The following is a 16,305-nucleotide window of genomic DNA, read 5'->3' on the forward strand; positions in this document are numbered from 1 at the left end:
AGGCCAATGCCTGGAGCAGCGTCTCGTTCTTCTCCAGCTCCATCAGGATCACGCCACGGCCACCGCTGGCGAGCGTCTTCAGCTCGCTGATCTGGAACAGCAGCATGCGCCCGCCTTCCGACAGGCAGGCCACGCCGTAGGCGTCTTCCGGTACGGGTGCCGGCTTGTTGGGTTGGTCGCCCTCATCCAGCGTCAGGAACGCCTTGCCGGCCTTCTGGCGGCCGACCATGTCGCTCACCTTGGCCATGAAGCCGTTGCCGCCGCGCGTGGAGATCACCAGGTTCTGCTCGGCATGGCCGGCGAACGTGTGGGCGATATGCGTGCCCGGTGCCAGTTCGATCAGCGTGGTCAGCGGCACACCGTCGCCACGGCCGCCCGGCAGATTCGCCACGGCCACGGAGTAGACGCGGCCCGTACCCTTGTCGTCGCGCGTGCCGAAGATCAGCAGCGCATCGGTCGTGCGACATTCAAACGTGTCGTACAGCGTATCGCCCGCCTTGAAGCCGAATTGCGTGGCGTCGTGGCCATGACCCTGGCGCGTGCGCACCCAACCCTTCTGCGAGACGACCACCGTGACGGGCTCGTCGATGACCTTCACCTCGGCAGCGGCACGGCGCTCTTCCTGGATGAGGGTGCGGCGGTCGTCGCCGTATTGCTTCGCGTCGGTCTCGATCTCCTTGATGATGCGACGGCGCATCATGGTCTCGGACTTCAGCAGCACGTCCAGCTCGGACTGCTCTTCGCGCAGGTTCTTCAGTTCCTGCTCGATCTTGATGGCTTCCAGGCGCGCCAATTGACGCAGGCGGATTTCCAGGATGTCTTCCGCCTGGCGATCGCTCAGGTTGAAGGCCTGGATGAGCGCCGCCTTGGGCTCGTCGCTCTCGCGGATGATGCGAATCACATCTTCGATGCGCAGCAGCACCATCTGCCGGCCTTCGAGGATGTGGATACGGTCTTCCACCTTGCCCAGACGATGGCGCGTGCGGCGCGTGACCGTGGCAAAGCGGTAGCTGATCCACTCGCGCAGGATCTCGGCCAGACCCTTCTGGCGCGGCCGGCCATCCATGCCGATCATCACCAGGTTGATGGCGGCGCCCGATTCGAGTGACGTATGCGCCAGCAGTGAATTCGCAAATTCCTGCTGGTCGATGTTCTTGCTCTTGGGTTCGAACACCAGGCGCACCGGGGCATCCTTGCCCGATTCATCGCGCACCGCATCCAGCAGGCCGAGCATGGTCTGCTTCATGGTGAGCTGGTCCGGCGACAGCGACTTCTTGCCCGTACGCACCTTCGGGTTGGTCAGCTCTTCAATTTCTTCCAGCACCTTCTGCGACGAGGTGTTGGGCGGCAATTCGTTGACCACCAGTTGCCACTGGCCGCGAGCGAGTTCTTCGATCTTCCAGCGCGCGCGCACCTTCAGGCTGCCGCGGCCGGTCTCGTACACCTGTGCAATGTCCGCTGGGGACGAGATGATCTGCCCGCCGCCCGGATAGTCCGGACCCGGCATGTACTGCATCAGGTCGGTGCTGGTGAGCTTGTCGTCGCGGATGAGCGCCACAGCGGCCGTAGCCACTTCGCGCAGGTTGTGCGACGGGATTTCCGTGGCCATGCCCACCGCGATGCCCGATGCGCCGTTGAGCAGCACGAACGGCAAGCGCGCCGGAAGCAGCTTCGGCTCGTCCATTGAGCCGTCGTAGTTGGGGACGAAATCGGCCGTGCCCTGGTCCAGTTCTTCGAGCAGCATGCGCGAGATGGGCGTCAGGCGCGCTTCCGTGTACCGCATCGCCGCCGCACCGTCGCCGTCGCGCGAGCCAAAGTTGCCTTGGCCGTCGATCAACGGGTAGCGCAGCGAGAAATCCTGCGCCAGACGCACCAGCGCGTCGTAGGCGGATTGGTCACCGTGCGGGTGGAATTTACCCAGCACGTCGCCCACCACGCGCGCCGACTTGACGGGCTTGGCGTCAGAGCGCAAGCCCATCTCATGCATCGCGAACAGGATGCGGCGCTGCACCGGCTTCTGGCCGTCGGCCACCTCGGGTAGTGCGCGGCCCTTGACCACGCTGACGGCGTAGTCGAGGTAAGCGCGCTCGGCGTAGGCGCCAAGCGTGAGCGCTTCGGCCGGCTCGCTAGGGTCGAAGAGGATGTCTTGTTGTTCCATGGAAGCTCAAGCGAAGGCGGCGCGCATGCGGCAAGTGCATTGGCGCGCCACCAGGATCAATGTTGTTGTGCGTTCGTGACCACGCCGGTGGCCGGGTCCAGTACCACTTCGATGCGCGCGGATCGGCCCGTACGACCGGGCTTGCGCGTGACCATGGCACCGTTGGCGCTCACGGTCACGAAGCCGCCCGCCCCGTTCATCTCAGCCATCGGGTTGTAGTAGCGGTAGAACTGCATCACCGTCTTCACGTAGTTCTGCGTTTCGGCGTAGGGCGGGATGTCGTTGCCGTGCTTCTGCACGGCGCCCTCGCCCGCATTGTAGGCGGCGAGCACCAGTTCAAGATTGCCGGAGAACATGCGCAGCAGATCGCTCAAATAGCGCACGCCCGTGGTGATGTTGATCTTGGGGTCGGCCAGTTTCTGCGCGGCCGTGCGGCGCGCATCTCCGATCACGCCATAGCGTGCGCCCGTGTCGGGAATCACCTGCATCAGCCCGATCGCCCCCTTGGGTGACACAGCCTGCGGGTTGAAGCCGGACTCGGCAGCAATCACGGCCTTCACGAGTGCCGGGTCGATACCGCGCTTGCCCGCTTCCTGGCGAATCAGCGGCTCGACCGTCGGCACGTTCGGGTGCTGCAGCACCGCGCGCACGAGGCGCTGGCGCATATCACCCGCGTTGTCCAGCGCATCTCGCTTGCTGGCAGCGAGGTAGGCATCGGCGTCCGGCAGCTCGGTAGCCGGCAGGGCGATGGCGTTGTCGCTCTTGTCGCCCGGTCTGCCCGCCACTGCCGCGCCCTTCATGAAGAGCACGTAGCGGTCGTCCAGACGTTCGGAGGCGAAGTGCGCAAGGCCGTTCTCGTCGATGTAGCCGTAGACATCCGCGCGCGCCGGCTGGCTGGCCAACAGGGCCAGCGCCGTGAGCAGCAAAGCGAATCGTCGGAACAACTTCATCGTTCAGTCAGCGATCAAATATCGGCTTCGACCTCGTTGCCGCGCGCTTCCAGCCATGTGCGGCGCGCGCCGGCTTCACCCTTGCCCATCAGCATGTTCATTACGCCGATGGTCTGCTCCTCGCCCAGTTCCCCCAGTTTCACGGGCAGCAGGCGGCGCGTGTCAGGGTTCATGGTGGTTTCCCAGAGCTGCTCGGCGCTCATTTCGCCCAGGCCCTTGAAGCGGGAGATCTGCCAGGCGCCTTCCTTGACGCCGTCCTTGCGCAGCTTGTCTTCAATGGCTTCGAGCTCGCCATCGTCCAGCGCGTAGAGCTTCTGCGCGGGCTTTTTGCCGCGCGCCGGTGCATCGACCCGATACAGCGGCGGGCGGGCCACGCATACGTGCCCGCGGTCGATCAGTTGCGGGAAGTGCTTGAAGAACAACGTGAGCAGCAGCACCTGGATATGGGCGCCGTCCACGTCCGCATCCGACAGGATGCAGATCTTGCCGTAGCGCAGGCCGGAGAGGTCAACCGTGTCGTTCGGGCCATGCGGATCGACGCCGATGGCGACCGCAATGTCATGCACTTCATTGTTGGCGAACAGGCGGTCGCGCTCAGTTTCCCACGTGTTCAGCACCTTGCCGCGCAGCGGCAGGATCGCCTGGAATTCCTTGTCACGGCCCATCTTGGCGGAACCGCCGGCGGAATCGCCCTCCACCAGGAAGAGTTCGTTGCGGGTGATGTCGTCGGATTCGCAATCGGTCAGCTTGCCAGGCAGCACGGCCACGCCGGAGCCCTTCTTCTTCTCGACCTTCTGCGCTGCTCGCGTGCGGGCCTGTGCTTGCTTGATGACGAGTTCGGCCAGCTTCTTGCCGTGCTCGACATGCTGGTTCAGCCACAACTCCAACGCGGGGCGGCTGAACGTGGAAACGAGCCGCACCGCATCGCGGCTGTTCAGGCGTTCCTTGATCTGACCTTGGAACTGCGGGTCCAGCACCTTGGCCGACAGCACGAACGAAGCGCGCGCAAACACGTCTTCGGGCATCAGCTTGACGCCCTTGGGCTGCAGCGCGTGCATCTCGACAAAGCTCTTCACGGCCTGGAACAGGCCTTCGCGCAAGCCGGATTCATGCGTGCCACCAGCAGGCGTGGGGATCAGGTTGACGTACGACTCGCGCACCGGCGAGCCCTCTTCCGTCCACGCCACCACCCACGAGGCGCCTTCGCCCAGGGCAAAGCCTTCTTCGCCGGACTTGTCGGGGTCGGCAAAATGCTCGCCTTCGAACAGCGGGATCACCGGCTCGGCGCCGCTACCTTGCGCAAGCGATTCGACCAGGTAGCCGCGCAGGCCCTCGGCGTACTGCCACTCGAGCGTCTCGCCGGTTTTCTCCAGCGTGAGCGTGACCTTCACGCCCGGCAGCAGCACGGCCTTGCTGCGCAGCAAACGCTGCAGCTCGGCCTGCGGGATGTTCTCGGAATCGAAATACTTGGCGTCGGGCCAGGCGCGTACGCGCGTGCCGCTCTTCTTCTCGCCGCGCTCGGCCTTGCGGGTGGCGAGCGGCTCAATGACGTCGCCGCCGGAGAAGGTAAGCGTGGACACATTGCCATCACGCCAAACCGTCACCTCCAGCCGCGTCGACAGCGCGTTCGTGACCGACACGCCCACGCCGTGCAGGCCGCCGGAGAACGCATACGCGCCGCCACTGCCCTTGTCGAACTTGCCCCCCGCGTGCAGGCGCGTGTAGACGATCTCGACCACCGACACACCCTCTTCCGGGTGGATGCCGACGGGAATGCCGCGCGCCTCGTCTTCCACGCTCACGCTGCCGTCCTTGTGCAGCGTCACGGCAATCAGCTTGCCGAAGCCGCCCAACGCCTCGTCGGCAGCGTTGTCGATCACTTCCTGCACGATGTGCAGGGGGTTGTCGGTGCGCGTGTACATGCCCGGCCGTTGCTTGACCGGTTCCAGGCCCTTGAGGACCTTGATCGACGATTCGCTGTATTGGGAGGTTTTGCTCATGGAAGGCGGAAAAACTGGCGGGCTCAGGGTCTGCCCTGAGCACCGGAATGCAGCGCGCATTGTAAAGGAAGCTGTCCTGAACAATGCGGAGGGATTGTCAGCATCGGGATGCGGCGCACAGCCGACATCCCGCTGACATATTGACGGACTACTGCAACATCACGCCGTACCGGCGCGCTTGCCTTCGAGTGCTTCCCAGCGCTCAAGCGCCTCCAGCAACTCCAGCTCGATGGCCTCGTGGCGCTCGGCCAGCTTCTGGGCGCGCTCCGGATCACGTCCGTAGATCGTGCCGTCTTCCAGTTCGGCGTTGACTTGCTTCTGCTCGGTTTCCAGCGCCTCGATGGTGGCGGGCAGCGCTTCCAGCTCACGTTGTTCCTTGTAGCTGAGCTTGGCCGTGGCGCGCTCGCGCGGCTTGGCGGCTTCGGGCTTTTTCTCTTCGGCGACCGGCGTGGCAGCTTTGGCCATCTGCGCCGAACGCGCCGATTGCGTCTGCCAATCCGAGAATCCGCCCACGTATTCACGCCAGCGGCCCTCGCCTTCCGCCGCGATCACCGACGTGACGACGTTGTCGACGAACGCGCGATCGTGCGAGACCAGGAACACCGTGCCGCTGTATTCCTGCAGCAGCTCTTCCAGCAGCTCGAGCGTATCGATGTCCAGATCGTTGGTCGGTTCATCCAGCACCAGCACGTTGGCCGGGCGCGCGAAGAGGCGCGCCAGCAGCAGCCGGTTGCGCTCGCCGCCAGAGAGCGACGCCACCGGCGAGCGCGCACGCTCGGGCGGGAAGAGGAAGTCGCCCAGATAGCTCATCACGTGCTTGCGTTGGCCATTGACCTCAATCCAGTCGCTGCCCGGGCTGATGGTGTCGGCCAGCGAGCGATTCAGGTCCAGCTGCGCGCGCATCTGGTCGAAATACGCCACTTGCAGGTTGGTGCCGTTGCGCACCGTGCCCGAATCGGGCGCCAGTTCGCCGAGGATCAGCTTGAGCAGCGTGGTCTTGCCGACGCCGTTGGCGCCGAGAATGCCCACCTTGTCGCCACGCATGATGGTGGCGGTGAAGTTGTCGACCACGGTCTTGTCACCGTACTGCTTGGTCACATCGGTCAGCTCGGCGACGATCTTGCCGGAGCGGTCGCCCTGCGAGACTTCGAGCTTGACGTTGCCCTGCACTTCACGACGCGCCTGGCGATCCACACGCATCTGTTCCAGCCGTGCAACGCGGCCGACGCTGCGTGTGCGGCGCGCTTCCACGCCCTTGCGAATCCACACCTCTTCCTGCGCGAGCAGCTTGTCGAAGCGGGCATTTTCCAGCGCTTCGGCTTCCAACTGCTGCGCCTTGCGCTCCTGATACGCCGTGAAGTTGCCGGGGTACGAGCGCAGCTTGCCGCGGTCCAGTTCGATGATGCGCGTGGCGACACGGTCGAGGAACGCGCGATCGTGCGTGATGAACAGCACGCTGCCGCGGAAAGCGAGCAGCAAGTCCTCCAACCAGCGGATGGAGTCGTAGTCGAGGTGGTTGGTCGGCTCGTCCAACAACAGGATGTCAGGCGCCCCCACCAGCGCCTGCGCCAGCGCCACGCGCTTGGTCAGGCCGCCGGAGAGCGAACCGATGCGCGCGCCCGGCTGCAAACCAAGCTGCGCGATGGTGGTTTCCACGCGGGTGTGCAATTGCCAGGCATCAGCGGCGTCGAGCTGCGCTTGCAGGGCATGCAGCTTATGCATCGCCTCGTCATCGTGGGCATCGCCCATGGAAGCGATCAGCGCCTCGTACTCGGCGAGCAGGCCAGCGGCATGCGGCACGCCCATCGCCACGGCTTGGGCCACCGTCTGATCGGGGTCGAATACGGGTTCCTGCGGCACATAGGCAGACGTCACGCCGCTCTGGCGGGCGATCAGGCCGTCGTCGGGGGCGGTCGTGCCCGCCACGATCTTGAGCAGCGACGATTTGCCGGTGCCGTTGCGGCCGATCAGCCCGACGCGCTCGCCAGCCTCCAGCGAGAAATCGGTGTGGTCGAGCAGCGCCACGTGGCCGAACGCCAGTTGTGCATCGGTAATGGAAAACAAGGCCATGCTGGAGTGATAAAGGATGCGGGCCGCGTGGGGCCGGAAGGCGCGTATTGTAGTCGGCCCGCGCGACAGCCATCCGGCGTCATTGCGCTTGCGCGCGTCGGTGCTATAACGCTTGTGCCGCCGGGCTCGCTTTTCCGGCCGCTTCCATCCACAACGTTAGCGAAGGGGAACACTGATGCGCGGACTGTTCGGCTTAATGATCGCCCTGATCGTGGTAGGTATCCCGGTGCGGCAGGTTTTGCTGCGAACCGGTTTCTCGCAGTGGTGGACGCTGCTGGTGCTACTACCGCTGGTGAACCTCGTGGCGCTGTGGATCTTCGCGTTCTCGAACTGGCCGCGGCAGTCGTCGCAGCCGGGCAATGTGTTGCCCAATCAAAGCTGAACCCGGCAACGCTGATATCGGGGTGCGTCGAAGGTTCGCACCAAAGAAAACGGCCCGCTTTCGGCGGGCCGGAAGAGTCTCTCCTCGATGCCTTGCGAACAAGACATGGCCTGAGCATAGCGCCCCTTGTCCGTCTCGGGCAGTCAGGACAAACCCGGTAGGGAAAAACGCCGAGACCACTCACAAAGCCAAGCCCCGAGCGGCTTTGCACCGCAACAACGCATGCCGCGTCAAGCTTGCGCGCGCCCCACGCCACAAGGGTGCGACGCGCCAGCCGCAAGGCTGATGCAGTGCAATCCGCGCACGCTTGATGTGCGTCACGCACCACTGTCAGGCACGCACCCAGTCTCACCTGCAAGCAGATTTCTAGAGCATGGAATCCAGTCTTGCGGCCTGCTTACAACAGCGCAAAAGTGCGGACCTGCAGGCTCGCTCGTCGCGCCGTATCATGCGGCAGGCCCTCCGGCCACAAGCCGGACATAACGATAAGGCGGGCCGCCATTCTTTCCGGGGGATACAACCATGCTGTGCTTCAAGCGCACGCTGCCGATCGCAGCGCTGCTTTCCGCTTTTCTGACCATCTCGCTGTCTGTCTTTGCGCCGGGCACTGCCCTGGCCTCTGCCACACCCGTTCTCGACCGCATTCGTGATACCGGTACCGTCCGCGTCGCGCATCGTGAGAGTTCCGTGCCGTTCTCGTTCTACGACGCCGACAAGAAGCCCATTGGTTATGCGATGGATCTCTGCCTGCGTGTGGTCGACAAGCTGCGTACCGAACTCAAGCGTCCCGACCTGAAGGTGCAGTATGTGATGGTGACGTCGTCCTCGCGTATTCCGACCATCGCCGAAGGCAAGGCTGATGTGGAATGCGGCTCGACCACCAACACGCGCGAGCGCCGCGAGAAAGTGGCCTTCACCATCCCGCACTACATCGCCGGCAGCCGGATGATCGTCAAGACATCGTCGGGCATCCGCAAGTGGGACGACCTGCGCGGCAAGACGGTGGTCTCGACCAAGGGCACCACCAACATCACCGAGTTGCGCAAGGTGAACGACGCGCGCGTGCTGGGCATGAACATCATCGAAGCAAAGGACCACGGCGAGGCCTTCGCCATGGTCGAAGCCGGCAAGGCCGATGCCTTTGCCATGGATGACGTGCTGCTCTACGGCTTTCGTGCCAACGCCAAGAAACCGAGCGACTACGCCGTGGTCGGCGACATGCTGACGATCGAGCCGTACGCGATCATGCTCAGCAAGGACGACGCCGAGTTCAAGCGGATGGTCGACCGCGCGATGACCAACATCATCCTCGACTACGAGGCTGAGAAGCTCTACAAGAAATGGTTCCTGCAGCCGATTCCGCCCAACGGGGCAAAGCTCGATATTCCGATGAGCTTCCTGCTGCGTGATTCGTTCAAGTATCCGAGTGACAAGGTCGCTGACTGAATATCGCAGTTGAACGCTCAACGCCGCCGCTTTGTCCGGCGGCGTTTTTCGTTGCACGACTAGCGCAGCGGTCTGCCGAGCAGGCGCGCGAGCACGGCTTCCGGCGAGTGCGTGTGATCGGCAATCGCAGCGGGATCCAGGTAGAAGGTCTGCTCCATCATCGCGCAGCCGCGCATGGCCGCATGCAGCGCCTGATCGCTGAACACCACCCACGTCGCACCCGGCGCAAGCGCGAAGGTCTGCTGCGGAGCACTGCGCTGGTATTGCAGATCGGCTTTCGCCAAATCATGCAGCTGCAGCATGCGATGGTCGTAATCCGAGCGCACGCGCTTCGTAATGTGCAGCTTGTGCATCAGCCACGGCTGTCCGGGCAGCATGCCTCGCGTTTTCGGTACGAAGCGCTTGGCGAAATGCGCAAACGGCTCACCGATGCGCCAGATGCGCGCCGCATCCGGATCCACGTTGTGGAACACACGCAGCAAACGCTGGCCGTACAACGGGTTCGACGGAAAGGCATCGACGTGCAGGCGTGTGTCGTCCTTGCGCCAGCTCACCGCGCGCCCGGCGATCTCTGCGGGTCGCAGCGAGGTGCCGGCGCGCTTGAGGTGCGGGCCATAGTCGGGAAACAGCGCAAGCACCAGACGCTCGGCAGCATCGGCGTAGCGGCGGATCAGCGTGGAAAGGTCGCGCAGGTCAACAGGTGCACCTACTGCGCCGCGCACAGTGGTCTCGTTGGCGCGCAGGTTGATGTTTTTCGTCTTGCCGTCAGACCAACGCGCATCAAGAAAGCGCCGCTCACGCGTATTCAACGGAAAATCCAGGGCAGGGAAATGCAGCACGTTGCCGCGCTCCAGTGCGGCGCGCATGGCAATCGCTTCGGTTGCGGTAACGGTAGGCGCCCATTCGCGCACTGGCCAAGGCACCACCATGTCGACGGTGGGCGGCGCAACAGCGGCCAACTCCCCAGCGCACTCTTCGCGGACCGGCTGCTGAGCCGGCGCAAACCCCTGCATACTTCCCATGAACTTATCAATCGCCTAGGCAAATTTATTCGCGAATGATAGGGCGTTCACGACGCAGCGCATTGCCAGGAAACACAACGCTGCATGTCATACGGCGCGTCACAAATGTAACGCGCGCAGCCGTTGATGAAGGGAAAGTGGGGTTACAGGAAGTGCTTGACGACCTGTTCTTCCAGACCGATAAAGCGCACGAGCTGGCGCGAGCCGTCCGGAAACTGCTTGATGACGTGACCGTCAGGGGTATCGGTATGACGAAAATAGATCGGGCGATCGATCGTCCCTGGCCGTTGCTTCGGTAGCAGGCTATCCAGCGACGACTCCACCGTCCACGGATCGTCCCGTTCTTCGGATGTCAGCATGTTGGTCGCCAAAAAAGAATTTCCGATGAGAAGGGAAGCATAACTTCCGTGAACAATCATGCAAAGTTCGTAATACTTAAATCAGATTCGGTGACCGATCGTTCGTTCGATTTAGCGTTTGCTACCCCACAATCGCATCCGAATTGTGGGGCGCTTCACACAAAACCCCTACCATCATCAAAGCTTCACGCCGCTCCAATAGTCCCTCTGTGCCGCAGTTTGCGTGGCCCCTGCCTGCCTTTCCATGAGTGATACGCCCTCCCCACCCTCTTCTCCGTTGGCCGCGTTGCGCGAGCGCGTTTTGCGCGCCTTGGATCGCAAACTCCGGCAAACCTCGCGCATGTCGCGCAACGGGCTGCGGTTCTCGATTTTCCTGGCCGGCGCGATGGGCGTGGCGGTGTTCTCATTGGTGTTCTCGTGGGTGGCGGATACCGCGCTGGCGTGGCAACGCGCCCTGCATACGCACTACACGTGGGCGACGCTCGTGCTCCTGCCGCCGGGGTTGGCGGCGTTGCGCTGGCTGACGTTGCGTGTGGCACCGCAGGCGCGCGGCAGCGGCATCCCGCAAGTTATCGCCACGCAGCATCTGCCGCCGTTTGGGGTGGCGCAGACAACGCTGGTGTCTTTTCCGCAAGCGTTGTGGAAGATCGGGCTGACAGCAGTGGCGTTGTTCCTGGGCGCATCCGTCGGGCGCGAGGGGCCATCCGTGCAGGTGGGCGCGGCGGCCATGCTGGCTTGGGGATCTTGGTGGCAGCATCGCGCCGGCGTGCGTGTCGGTTTTCATGCGCAGGCGCTGCTGACAGCCGGAGCGGCCGGCGGCCTGGCGGCGGCGTTTAACACACCGCTGGCTGGGGTGGTCTTCGCCATTGAAGAACTGGGCAAGGGTGCGTCCCTGCGCTGGGACCGCCTCGTGCTGGCAGGCGTGCTGGCGTCGGGTTTCCTGTCGCTGGCCGTCGTGGGCAACAACCCATATTTCCAGGTGCACGCGCCCATCCTGTTTCTGCGCGAAGCGTGGCCGTGGATCGTGCTGGCCGCGCTGGTGTGTGGCGTGTTCGGCGGGTTGTTCGCCAAGCTGTTGCTAGGCGGTGTTACGGGGATTCTGCCCGCAGCCATCGGGCAGCGCGTTCAACAGCATCCGGTGTGGACTGCGTTTGGTTGTGGCGTCGTCCTCGCATGCATCGGCGCCAGCACGCACGGCGATACCTATGGCACCGGCTATGAGCAAGTGGCTGCACTGCTCAACGGCCACCCGATCGAGACGCACTGGTTTGGCGCGTCCAAACTGGCCGCGACTGTGGCGTCCTACTTTGCAGGCATTCCGGGCGGCATCTTCACGCCGTCGTTGGCAATTGGCGCGGGACTGGGCCAGCACTTGTGGCAGCTCACTGCGGGCCTTGCCGACGAGCGCGTATTGGTGCTGGTGTCGATGGCTGCGTTTCTGGCAGCGGCCACGCAGGCGCCCATCACCGCCAGCGTGATCGTCATGGAGATGACGCGCAGCCAGAACATGATGTTCCACTTGCTCGCCGCGACCTTGCTGGCTTCATTCGTGGCGCGGCAGTTCTGCCCGCGGCCGTTCTATCACGCGGCCTCGCGCAACTTCCGGCGTGAGGCACTGGCCGTGGAAGCGGCTTCCGAAAAGGCTGCAAAGGCCTAGGCTGTCTGGCCTTGGCGGGGCAAATTGCGTAGAATCGCCGCTCGCTCGGGCGGCCTTTCGCGTCACCCGGGGCAGGTCACTCGCCGTAGCACAATGGATAGTGCACGCGCCTCCTAAGCGTGAGATACAGGTTCGATTCCTGTCGGCGGGACCAACGCATAGACAACAAAAGCCAGGCAACCATCGCCTGGCTTTTTGTTTTTCCGGCCTTCAAATGACGAGGCCCGCCACAATCGGGCGGGCCTATGGTTGCGGATGGCCCCGGGTCATCTAGGTCAACACCGGCAGCGCTTCGAGCACGAGCAGCCCGATCAGCACCCCAATGATCGTCAGCAGCACACGGATCCCTATCCGCGCACCTCGGATCGCCAGTGGTGCAGACACCAGTCCGATCACGCCCGCCACGCAAACGGCGAGCAACAGATATAGGTTGGAGAAGGCCATCGGGAATTCCATCATCCGCCCCTTGCCGACCGTGAATGGCCGGTGTTTCGAGTATAGGACGCGCTCCCGTTCCGGCAACCTGTTGTAATACAGCCCGCATTTACTTTTTGCGCACTGCAAAAAATCGTGCTATAGTCTGAGGCTTGGCTGCTTACTGCCTCATTGCGGTTGATCGATGTACCGGTTTCTACACCGGCGTGCATTGCTCACAGTTCCGCCCCGTAGCATGCGCAGCCGATTGCCATTGTGCTTGGCATCGTCTCCGATCTCCCGCGTGGATTCACATCACGCCGCAGGGACCGCCGCCCCACCTCGCTGATCCATGTGATTCACATTCAGCCTGAGGCCGGCCCACTCCCCCGTCTGTCCGTTCTGCAGCCCGTCTGTCGAACCGGCCTTATCCGATTGGCGCCGACGCCCGTGATTAACCGGTCGCCGTATCCCATTTCCGTCGTCTGCCTCATGTGAGCGGTCGACGCGGCAGCCTTACTACCTATTCGACATGACGCAGCCTCAAGACGGCAGCGGCGCTATTGCGCACGCTGAAACCATCAATACCAATACCGACAACCTCCTCGCCGAAGCCGCGACGCGTGCGAGCGCATTCGCTGAGCTGGGCCTGGACGATCGCATCGTCCGCGCGCTTGGCGAAGTGAACTACACCACGCCGACGCCGGTGCAAGCGCAGGCCATCCCGGCCTGCCTGTCGGGTCGCGACCTGCTGGTCACGAGCCAGACCGGTTCGGGCAAGACCGCGGCCTTCATCCTGCCGGCCATCCAGCGCATCAGCGAGCAGCCCGAACCGCAGCGTCCGCGCATGGACGGCCCGCCGCAACGCATGAAGGGCCGCCGCCCGCGCCCCAGCCCGGCCAAGCCGTCGCTGCTGGTGCTCACGCCCACGCGTGAACTGGCCCTGCAGGTGACCACCGCCACCGCACAATACGGCCGCCATCTGCGCCGCATCGTCTGCGCCAGCATCCTGGGGGGTATGCCGTACCCGAAGCAGCTCGACATGCTGGCACGCATGCCGGACATCATCATCGCCACGCCGGGCCGCCTGCTCGACCACATCGACTCGGGCCGCATCGACCTGTCGGCGCTCGACATGCTCGTGTTTGACGAAGCCGACCGCATGCTGGACATGGGCTTCTCGGACGACATCGAAGCCATCGTCGGCGCCACGCCGGCTACGCGCCAGATGCTGATGTTCTCGGCCACCATGGACCGCCGCATCGAACAGCTGGCCGAGCGCATGATGCGCGACCCGCAGCGTATTGAAATCGCCGCTGCCAAGGTTGACCAAAGCAACATCGAAGAGCGTCTGCACTTCACCGACGACGTCTCGCACAAGCAGCAACTGCTCGACCACCTGCTGCGCGATTCGTCGCTCAAGCAGGCCATCGTCTTCACGGCCACCAAGCGTGACGCCGACTCGCTGGCCGAACGCCTGACCGAGCATGGTTTCTCCGCTGGCGCCCTGCATGGCGACATGCACCAAGGCGCGCGTAACCGCACGCTGACGGCACTGCGCCGTGGCCAACTGCGCGTGCTGGTGGCCACCGACGTGGCCGCTCGCGGCATCGACGTGCCGGACATCACGCACGTGGTCAACTTCGACCTGCCCAAGCAAGCCGAAGACTACGTGCACCGTATCGGCCGCACGGGCCGTGCCGGCCGTAGCGGTATCGCCATCAACCTGGTGAACCACAACGATACGTTCCAATGGCGCCGCATCGAGCGCTTCGTGGATCGCCGCATCGACGCATCCGTGATTGAAGGCCTGGAGCCGAAGCGTTCGGCCAAGCCCCGCACCGGTGGCCCGCGTGCCGGCGGTGACCGTGGAGGCTACCGTGGCAACAACGGCGGTGGCGGCTATCGCGGCCAACGCGAAGGCTACGGCGCACGCCAAGGTGGCGCCGGTGGTAATGGCGGCAACAGCGAAGGCCGCTTCCAGCGCAGCTTCGGCGGCGACCGTGACGGCTTCGCCCCGCGTCGTGATGATCGCAACGGCAATGGTGGCGGTGGCTACCAAGGCCAAGGCGGCCAGCGCGAGTGGAACCGTGATGACCGCGCCCCGCGCCAGTCGTACGGCCAAGGCCAGCAAGCCCGTGGCGACTGGCAACAGCGCCCGGCCCGTACGCAAGACGGCAACCGTGGCTTCGGCAACAGCAACAGCAACGGCGGCGGCTACGGCAACCGTGACGGCAACCGCGAAGGCTATGGCGCTCGCGAAGGTGCACCGCGTCGCTTCGGCGACAACAACGGCGGCAGCCGCTTCGGCGATAGCAATGGCACAGGCGCACCGCGTCGCAGCTATGGCGACCGTGACGGCAACCGCAGCAGCTACGGCAGCAAGGGCCGCTCGCGCGATTTCGATCGTTGATCAGCTAAGCGCATTGCCCCAATGAAAAAGGCCCCGCAAGGGGCCTTTTCTTTTGTCTGCGCCGAACTCACAGTGCGCACGTGCGGAAGCCAACGAAGATGTCATCACGCTCCGGCAGCAAGAACCCACGGAAGCGTGGATGGTGTGCCCGTTGCGGCGTGTGGGCAGCCGCGCCCCGCACCGCTTGCATCGTCATAAAATGCGGCGCCGACAGGGCTGCCACGCGGCCGCGCGGCACACCCGGCACAAAATCCGGATACGGCTCGAACGGTGATGCGGTCCACTCCCACACCTGCCCCCAGTGGAAGCCAGCCCGGCCCTGCACGGCAGCCATTTCCCACTCATCCTCTGTCGGCAGGCGGCGGCCAGCCCAGCGGCACCATGCCTGTGCTTCGAACAGGCTGACATGGCGCACAGGTTCATCACGGTTGAGCGTGCGCGCCTGACCATAGCGCAGCGCTTGCCACGTGCGCGTGACCGGGTCACGTTGCCAGCCCAGCGGCGCGGAGCGCTCCTGCATCATCAGCCATTCCATGCCGGCGGGCGACCACCACTGCGGATGGTCGTAGCCACGGTCTTCAATGAACTCCAGATACTGAGCGTTGGTAACCGGCTGCGCGTCGATCTCGAATGCAGGCACGTACATGCGGTGCGACGTGCATTCGTTGTCGAAGAAAAACCCGTCTGCATCGGGCCACCCCATCTGAAAGCGGCCACCGGGCAAGGACAGCGTCTGCGCTGCCGGCACGGCCACGGCAGCCAGCGGCGGCTGTCCTGCAGGTTGCAGGCCCAGCACTTGCAGCAGGCCGTGCAGGTGTTCGGCACGCAGATCTTCGTGAAAGACAGCCCAGCGGAACGGCTCTAGCGCCGCGTCATCATCGGTGCCGAGCGTGGCCAGCTTACGCAGCACGCGGTCGAGCACATCGTGCGCGTATTGCTTGACGGCCGCAATGCCAGGCAGCGTCAGATCCCAGCAGGCATCTGGCGGCAGGCGATCCATGTCGAAGAAGCTGTCGGCGCCGTCGAGAGCGGCAGGCAGCGTAGCCTGCCAGCGCGCGAGATCCCATTCAGTGCCGGCGCCGTCTTCAACCGTGTCGCTGCCATTGCGGCGCGGCTCGCGCAGGCACCAGAACTCGGCAAACCAGGCGAGCTGACCCAGCGTCCACAGCGGCGGCGCGTGGTGCGGTACGCGTTCGATCTGCCAGCCGCGCTGCGTGTCGCCAAACGCTGCGAGCAACGCCAGCGTGCGGTTGCGCGCATCCACCAGGCTGTGCGCGATGCCCTGACGCGGCAGGCGACGGCCATCGGTCCAGTCGGACAGCGATCCGATGAAAGTCGGATCGGGGAGCATGAAGAATTCAGCCATCGCGGCACACCTCGGGCGGCATCTCAAGATCGAGGGTCATTATCGCACCGCCCGCCCAGCGCTCCCGC

At 64.2% G+C, this 16,305-nt stretch carries 12 protein-coding genes and 1 tRNA gene; 5 read left to right on the forward strand and 8 right to left on the reverse strand.

What is annotated here, in order from left to right; translation table 11 throughout:
- The 4 genes from parC to C404_RS45655 form a co-directional block, all read right to left on the reverse strand.
- A partial coding sequence (gene parC, locus C404_RS45640; protein ID WP_021195459.1) for a DNA topoisomerase IV subunit A occupies window positions 1-2,158 on the reverse strand: 2,158 nt, incomplete at its 3' end.
- A 56-nt stretch (window positions 2,159-2,214) separates the two neighbouring features.
- Complete coding sequence (locus C404_RS45645) at window positions 2,215-3,108, reverse strand: lytic transglycosylase domain-containing protein (RefSeq protein WP_021195460.1); 894 nt, start codon at window positions 3,106-3,108, stop codon at window positions 2,215-2,217.
- A gap of 14 nt (window positions 3,109-3,122) precedes the next feature.
- Window positions 3,123-5,108, reverse strand: a complete 1,986-nt coding sequence (locus C404_RS45650) for a DNA topoisomerase IV subunit B (RefSeq protein WP_021195461.1) — start codon at window positions 5,106-5,108, stop codon at window positions 3,123-3,125.
- A gap of 159 nt (window positions 5,109-5,267) precedes the next feature.
- On the reverse strand, window positions 5,268-7,178 hold the full coding sequence (locus C404_RS45655; protein WP_021195462.1) for an ATP-binding cassette domain-containing protein: 1,911 nt from the start codon (window positions 7,176-7,178) through the stop codon (window positions 5,268-5,270).
- Window positions 7,179-7,353: 175 nt separating this feature from the next.
- On the opposite strand from C404_RS45655, the gene C404_RS45660 reads away from it, so the two are divergent.
- Together C404_RS45660 and C404_RS45665 are read left to right on the forward strand one after the other, a co-directional pair.
- The gene (locus tag C404_RS45660; RefSeq protein ID WP_031329532.1) at window positions 7,354-7,560 is read left to right on the forward strand and encodes a hypothetical protein; all 207 of its coding nucleotides are present in this window, start codon (window positions 7,354-7,356) and stop codon (window positions 7,558-7,560) included.
- 522 nt (window positions 7,561-8,082) lie between these two features.
- Entirely contained in the window at window positions 8,083-9,006 is a 924-nt protein-coding gene (locus C404_RS45665; protein WP_021195464.1) for an amino acid ABC transporter substrate-binding protein, read from the forward strand.
- A 59-nt stretch (window positions 9,007-9,065) separates the two neighbouring features.
- On the opposite strand, the gene C404_RS45670 is transcribed toward C404_RS45665, so the two are convergent.
- Together C404_RS45670 and C404_RS45675 are read right to left on the reverse strand one after the other, a co-directional pair.
- Window positions 9,066-10,028, reverse strand: a complete 963-nt coding sequence (locus C404_RS45670) for a Kdo hydroxylase family protein (protein ID WP_031329533.1) — start codon at window positions 10,026-10,028, stop codon at window positions 9,066-9,068.
- A 143-nt stretch (window positions 10,029-10,171) separates the two neighbouring features.
- Window positions 10,172-10,399, reverse strand: coding sequence for a hypothetical protein (locus C404_RS45675; RefSeq protein WP_169340107.1), 228 nt, complete (start codon window positions 10,397-10,399; stop codon window positions 10,172-10,174).
- 211 nt (window positions 10,400-10,610) lie between these two features.
- On the opposite strand from C404_RS45675, the gene C404_RS45680 reads away from it, so the two are divergent.
- Window positions 10,611-12,044 (forward strand): chloride channel protein, encoded by a 1,434-nt coding sequence (locus C404_RS45680; RefSeq protein ID WP_049285808.1) that lies wholly within the window; start codon window positions 10,611-10,613, stop codon window positions 12,042-12,044.
- A gap of 79 nt (window positions 12,045-12,123) precedes the next feature.
- Window positions 12,124-12,198: transfer RNA gene (locus C404_RS45685), tRNA-Arg, on the forward strand.
- Between the two features lie 116 nt (window positions 12,199-12,314).
- Here the strand turns inward: C404_RS45685 and C404_RS45690 are convergent.
- Window positions 12,315-12,503, reverse strand: a complete 189-nt coding sequence (locus C404_RS45690; RefSeq protein ID WP_021195468.1) for a hypothetical protein — start codon at window positions 12,501-12,503, stop codon at window positions 12,315-12,317.
- 487 nt (window positions 12,504-12,990) lie between these two features.
- Here C404_RS45690 and C404_RS45695 point away from each other — a divergent pair, with 487 nt between their 5' ends.
- On the forward strand, window positions 12,991-14,871 hold the full coding sequence (locus tag C404_RS45695; RefSeq protein ID WP_021195469.1) for a DEAD/DEAH box helicase: 1,881 nt from the start codon (window positions 12,991-12,993) through the stop codon (window positions 14,869-14,871).
- A 67-nt stretch (window positions 14,872-14,938) separates the two neighbouring features.
- On the opposite strand, the gene C404_RS45700 is transcribed toward C404_RS45695, so the two are convergent.
- Window positions 14,939-16,237: an ergothioneine biosynthesis protein EgtB gene (locus C404_RS45700; protein ID WP_021195470.1), complete on the reverse strand. Its 1,299-nt coding sequence runs from the start codon at window positions 16,235-16,237 to the stop codon at window positions 14,939-14,941.
- Window positions 16,238-16,305: the final 68 nt, after the last annotated feature.

It is taken from the genome of Ralstonia sp. AU12-08, from assembly GCF_000442475.1.
Taxonomy (GTDB): Bacteria; Pseudomonadota; Gammaproteobacteria; order Burkholderiales; family Burkholderiaceae; genus Ralstonia; species Ralstonia insidiosa.

Coding starts and splice junctions, on each gene's coding strand:
- C404_RS45645 (WP_021195460.1), bottom strand. CDS start 3,108: ATGAAGTTGTTCCGACGATTCGCTTTGCTGCTCACGGCGCTGGCCCTG.
- C404_RS45650 (WP_021195461.1), bottom strand. CDS start 5,108: ATGAGCAAAACCTCCCAATACAGCGAATCGTCGATCAAGGTCCTCAAG.
- C404_RS45655 (WP_021195462.1), bottom strand. CDS start 7,178: ATGGCCTTGTTTTCCATTACCGATGCACAACTGGCGTTCGGCCACGTG.
- C404_RS45660 (WP_031329532.1), top strand. CDS start 7,354: ATGCGCGGACTGTTCGGCTTAATGATCGCCCTGATCGTGGTAGGTATC.
- C404_RS45665 (WP_021195464.1), top strand. CDS start 8,083: ATGCTGTGCTTCAAGCGCACGCTGCCGATCGCAGCGCTGCTTTCCGCT.
- C404_RS45670 (WP_031329533.1), bottom strand. CDS start 10,028: ATGGGAAGTATGCAGGGGTTTGCGCCGGCTCAGCAGCCGGTCCGCGAA.
- C404_RS45690 (WP_021195468.1), bottom strand. CDS start 12,503: ATGATGGAATTCCCGATGGCCTTCTCCAACCTATATCTGTTGCTCGCC.
- C404_RS45695 (WP_021195469.1), top strand. CDS start 12,991: ATGACGCAGCCTCAAGACGGCAGCGGCGCTATTGCGCACGCTGAAACC.
- C404_RS45700 (WP_021195470.1), bottom strand. CDS start 16,237: ATGGCTGAATTCTTCATGCTCCCCGATCCGACTTTCATCGGATCGCTG.